6 protein-coding genes are annotated in these 4,612 nt (G+C 65.0%); 3 read left to right on the plus strand and 3 right to left on the minus strand.

Features of this window, described 5'->3' with window-relative positions; translation table 11 throughout:
• The coding region (locus JWN03_RS09255; protein WP_297612639.1) for a response regulator at positions 1–413 on the minus strand (413 nt) is incomplete at its 3' end.
• Positions 414–552: 139 nt separating this feature from the next.
• On the opposite strand from JWN03_RS09255, the gene JWN03_RS09260 reads away from it, so the two are divergent.
• A complete protein-coding gene (locus JWN03_RS09260; RefSeq protein WP_297612641.1) occupies positions 553–1,167 on the plus strand; it encodes a hypothetical protein in 615 nt (204 codons plus the stop codon).
• A gap of 109 nt (positions 1,168–1,276) precedes the next feature.
• Positions 1,277–1,570 carry a hypothetical protein gene (locus JWN03_RS09265; protein WP_297612643.1) on the plus strand — a complete coding sequence of 98 codons (294 nt, stop codon included), beginning with the start codon at positions 1,277–1,279 and terminating at the stop codon, positions 1,568–1,570.
• A gap of 134 nt (positions 1,571–1,704) precedes the next feature.
• Here the strand turns inward: JWN03_RS09265 and JWN03_RS09270 are convergent, their stop codons facing one another.
• Positions 1,705–2,667: a hypothetical protein gene (locus JWN03_RS09270; RefSeq protein WP_297612645.1), complete on the minus strand. Its 963-nt coding sequence runs from the start codon at positions 2,665–2,667 to the stop codon at positions 1,705–1,707.
• 204 nt (positions 2,668–2,871) lie between these two features.
• Here JWN03_RS09270 and JWN03_RS09275 point away from each other — a divergent pair, with 204 nt between their 5' ends.
• Positions 2,872–3,255, plus strand: coding sequence for a hypothetical protein (locus tag JWN03_RS09275; protein WP_297612647.1), 384 nt, complete (start codon positions 2,872–2,874; stop codon positions 3,253–3,255).
• 265 nt (positions 3,256–3,520) lie between these two features.
• Here JWN03_RS09275 and JWN03_RS45455 read toward each other — a convergent pair whose 3' ends face one another.
• Complete coding sequence (locus JWN03_RS45455) at positions 3,521–3,835, minus strand: tyrosine-type recombinase/integrase (RefSeq protein ID WP_366914380.1); 315 nt, start codon at positions 3,833–3,835, stop codon at positions 3,521–3,523.
• Positions 3,836–4,612: the final 777 nt, after the last annotated feature.

Consider the following 4,612-nt stretch of genomic DNA (forward strand, 5'->3'; position numbering starts at 1 on the left):
CGGCGCAGCAGCGCGCGCAGCCGCAACACCACCTCTTCGATGCTGAAGGGTTTGGTGACATAGTCATCGCCACCCGCGGTGAGCCCGGCGATGCGGTCCTCGACCGAGTCCTTCGCGGTCAGCAGCAACACCGGCAGCTGCGGGAACTGCGCGCGCAATTTGCCGAGCACCTCGAGTCCGGTCATATCCGGCAACATCACATCGAGCACCACCACATCCGGGCGGGTCTCGCGCGCCTTGGCGACGGCCGTGCGCCCATCACCAGCGGTCGCGACGTCCCAGCCCTCGTACCGCAGGGCCATCGACACCATCTCGGCGAGCACCGGCTCGTCATCCACCACGAGCACGGTGATAGCGCTGCCGTCGGCTCGGTGCATGACAACTCGTTCGGCCGGGCTGTTTCCAGTGGTCATCGCGGACATTGTCCCACCATGAACGCGGACGATTAGCGGTTGCTGTGCCGTGTCTATGTACCAGCTGTGAACACGCGGACTTAAGCGATGCAGACCTCGCGCACAGCGCACACCCACCTCCGGCGGCCAGGGTCAAAGCATGACCAACCCCACGCCACCCCCTGCCGGCCCCGAAACCTCCTGGGGCACACCCCAATCCGCACCGACTTCCGCCTGGACTGCCAAGAAGACGGTCACCGCCGTAGGAATCGCCGCGGTGCTCGCCGCAGCCGGTGGCGGCATCGTCTACGCGAGTTCCTCCGCGAACACGAACAGTGCCCACGAACCCGGCGGGCCAGGCGGGACCGAGATGACAGCCGGCCCCGGTGGCGGCACGGTGACCGGTCCGCCACTGCATGGAGAGTTCGTCGTCTCCGACGGCAACGGCGGCTACACCACCGAGCTGACGCAAACCGGCACCGTGACCGCGCTGTCCGCAATCTCCATCACGGCCGAGAGCAGCGACAAATACGCCCAGACCTACACCATCGCCGCCACCATCAAAGGCGCGTCCGCACTGCACGCCGGTGACACGGTGAGCATTCACGCCACCAAAACCGACGGCACCGCCACCATCACCGCGATTTCCGAGGGGATCGGGACCGGGCTCGACGGCGGGGGCGGGGGTCCGGGAGGCAAGAGCGCCCGCCCGGGCGGCACCGGTGGCGACCCGGGAGGCATGGGCAATGACCCAATGGACCGAACCGGCAACTGATCACTACACAGCCCGCACTTAACTGCGACCCACCGCGGACAAATCTTCGGCAACAACGATTGCCATATCGGCCACGATCTCGAATCGAGATCCGACAGAAGGAATGTGTATGAGGATCAAGTCGAAACTAGCCAAGACCGCAATCGCAGGCACCGTCGCGCTCGGCGTACTGGGCGCCGGTGCCGGCATTGCGAACGCTCAGCCGGGACCCGACCAACAGCAGCAGCAGCAGCAGGATTCCCAGCAGCAACAGCCACAGCAGCAGGGTCCCCAGCACAACGATCCGCAACAGCAGGATCCGCAGCCCAGCGGTCCCCAGCAGCAGGATCCGCAGCACGGCGGTCCGCAACAGCCGCAGCAGCACGGCTTCTGGTTCTTCGGCGAGTGGATTCCGCTGCCCTGAACCGCGCCCGCACCGAAGGCCTTGTGCCCGTTCGGGCATCGGGCGTTCGGCGGCTCGATTCACGAGGAATCAGCCGATCCGCCGTAGTTCCCGCGTCGCGTCGGGTCCGCTCGACGATGCGACAATTGGCGGAATCAGTTAGAGGGCAACCGGTTTCGGGCCTGCTCCATGCGGCGCTCGAGACCTTCCAGGTGTTGGCGGGCCCGGCGTAGGGCTTCCCGGGTGGCACGTTCGGTAGCAGCCGTGAAACGGCGGTGATCCTCGGCGTGGGCCAGCTCTGCGCGCAGGGTGGCGATACGGGATTCGCGCTCAGTCAGGTCGGCGGCGGCAGTGTCATGATCGGACTGGGCGGAAATCAGTGTGGTGCGGGCGGATTCGATATCGGCGAGGGTCTGTTCGAGCTCGCGGCGCGCCTCAGCCTGCGGGTCAGGGGTGGGCTTCGTTGCACGCGGGGAATCGCCGGTTCGGCGAGAATCCGTGGCGGCTTGTCGGTCGCGGCGAGTGCGGTCTTCGGACTTTCCTGACTCGGTCTCCTCGGATGTGCTCGGTTGGGTCGCGGGGACTGCGACGAGAGCAGCGGGGCCGAAGCCGTCGTAGCTGGCGGCGGCGCTGAGGGTCCCCGCACGAACCAACTCTGCGACCTCCGGATCGGCGAGGGCGGCCTGCAGGGTGCTGCCGACTTCACGGAGAACCGGTTCGGCAGGACGCGGGCCGTGGACGGCAGCCAGGTCGGCAGCCTTCCGAGTGAGAACGTTGAGCAACTGCTGCCGCTGAGTGGTGAGCACACGCAGCTGCTCACCCGACAGCCGACGCTGGGCCTCGCGCAACGCCGCACCGAGATCCAGCAACGCACGAATATCCTCGGGCGCAGCGCGGGCCAGCAGATTCACCGCCCAGGCCGCCACAGTCGGCCGCCGCAACTTCCCGATAGCCGTCGCCAGCCCCCTGTCCCCGGCGTCGCGCGCCTGCCGCGCCCGCTCGGTGCGCACCGCCACGAACTCCGCGGGCGGTACCCCATAGAGCTCGTCCACAACCTCTTCGAGCGTCATACCGCCCAACCCTACGACCGCACCGGACGCGGTTCGCTCGGCAGTCATCCGCGACAGCCGACCACCTACCACGGCAACCTTGACGATCCGCGGACCGCACCCGTGCCTTGTCGACAAGATTGTTTGGGTGCCAAGCGGTTTCGATCCAAATAGGGATATGGAGCCGCCGCTGTCGAGATCAACGTGGCGGAGTCGGGATTGTGCGAGGAGACTGAGGGCGTAGCGCTCAAATCTTCTTCAGGAGCAGATGCGATGGCAAACAACGGGCCTTTCGGGATCGATCCGGAGGAATTCGAACGCGCACTGCGGGAGGCGGGGATCGATTTCCGGGATCTGATCGGGAAAGCCGGGGAGTACATCGATCGCGCGGGCTCCAATCCACTGGCGTCGCTGCTCGGTCAGTTCGTTCAGCCGGAACGCACGCGACCGCCGAAACCGGAGGCCGAGACCACCGGCGAGACCGGCAGCGGGGTGTGGGCGATCTTCACCATCGGCGACGACGGCGAGGCCCGGGTCGACCAGGTCTTCCCGAGCGAACTCGAGGCTTTGCGCGCACATCGCGACAACACCGACGATCGCCGCCGCGTGCGCTTTCTGCCCTACGGCGTCCCGGCAAGCGTGCTGGACGCGACCTGATGGAGAGGCCCAGTAATACCTGAATCGCCAGGTCGGTGGCGTGTTACCGATTGGAAGCCCCGGTTCGAAGTACGATCAGGCCATGCGGTCCATTTGGAAGGATTTCCGGTGGTTGAATTCCCCGGATCCAAATCCCTGGTCGACCGCATCCGGGAAAGCCAGTTCAACAGGGTTTTACATGACCAGACGGGCAGGACCCCAACATCCGAAACCGGGTTACATCGGGTCGCCGTCGGATGCCAGGCCGTCAGCAGGCCGTCAGGAATCAGTGATGGTCGACCCCGGCGTCCCGAACACGGGACAGCGATGCATTAACGGCGTTTCGAGCACAAGGGTGGCTCGATGGCATCAGATGCGAGTAGTAGCGGAGAGTGACAGCAGGGTCGTGATGACCCAAATATTCGGCGAGCTCGAGGATGGAAACGCCTTCTGCCAGAGACGAAGACGCATAGAAGTGCCTGAGCGCATGGGGACCGTCAACTTGCCGACGCTTCACCAGCCCAGCCCGGCTGAACGCCGACTTCCACACCGTGCCCTCGAAAAGGTGGCCGTACCAAGCCTTCCCATCCTCTCGGGACATCAACAACTTGACAGCGAGTTCGGAGAGACTCACCAGCCCCGGAGCTAGCGGTCTGCCGACCACTACGCATCGCTCTGGCGAAAGCGTGCCGCACTACGTCATTGACGCCGATCAGGTATGTCTCCGACAACAGGTCGTCGATCTCAGAACCCAGTGCACGATGCAGGTCTGCACCACCGCGCATTGCCACATCTGACCGATCGCGTCGTGGAGTCCCGAGGCAGACAAGCATCCACCCATCCTCGATACCGGCGGCGACGGTCGGTCGACTGCTGGATAGCGAGCCGCGGGTTGCGATCTGCTGCGCCGCTTATGTTTCCCGCGCGCGGGGTGCGGCGAGGTGGCGGGACATGAGCATGACCATCGACCAGGCTTCGTAGTGTTCGGGCCCGGTGTTCGTGGTTGCGGATACATCTGCGGCGCAGGCAGTTCCAGGCCAGCAAGCGTTCCACCAAATATCAGAATGTACGGGGCGTCAGGTCCCGATATTCGATCGCGGTGGCTTGGCTGCGGATGCTAGGGCCTGGTACCCAGTGCTCTGGCTCTACTTCCCAGGTGTCATCCGACAGTCTGTGCAGCCGTTCTGGTTGATAGACATCCGGACCCGGGACCAGAGTCGCCCCGGTGAGTCCGGAGACTTATTGGTGTGACAGCTCAGCGGTTTGTTGGGCTGGTTGTTGAGCGTAGTAGGCGGCCTCCAGTTCGGCGGGCGGCATGTCACCGCAATTGCGGTAGAGGCGACGGTGATTGAACCAATCGACCCATTCGGCGGTGGCC

It is taken from the genome of Nocardia sp. (genome assembly GCF_025465275.1).
Classification (GTDB): Bacteria; Actinomycetota; Actinomycetes; order Mycobacteriales; family Mycobacteriaceae; genus Nocardia.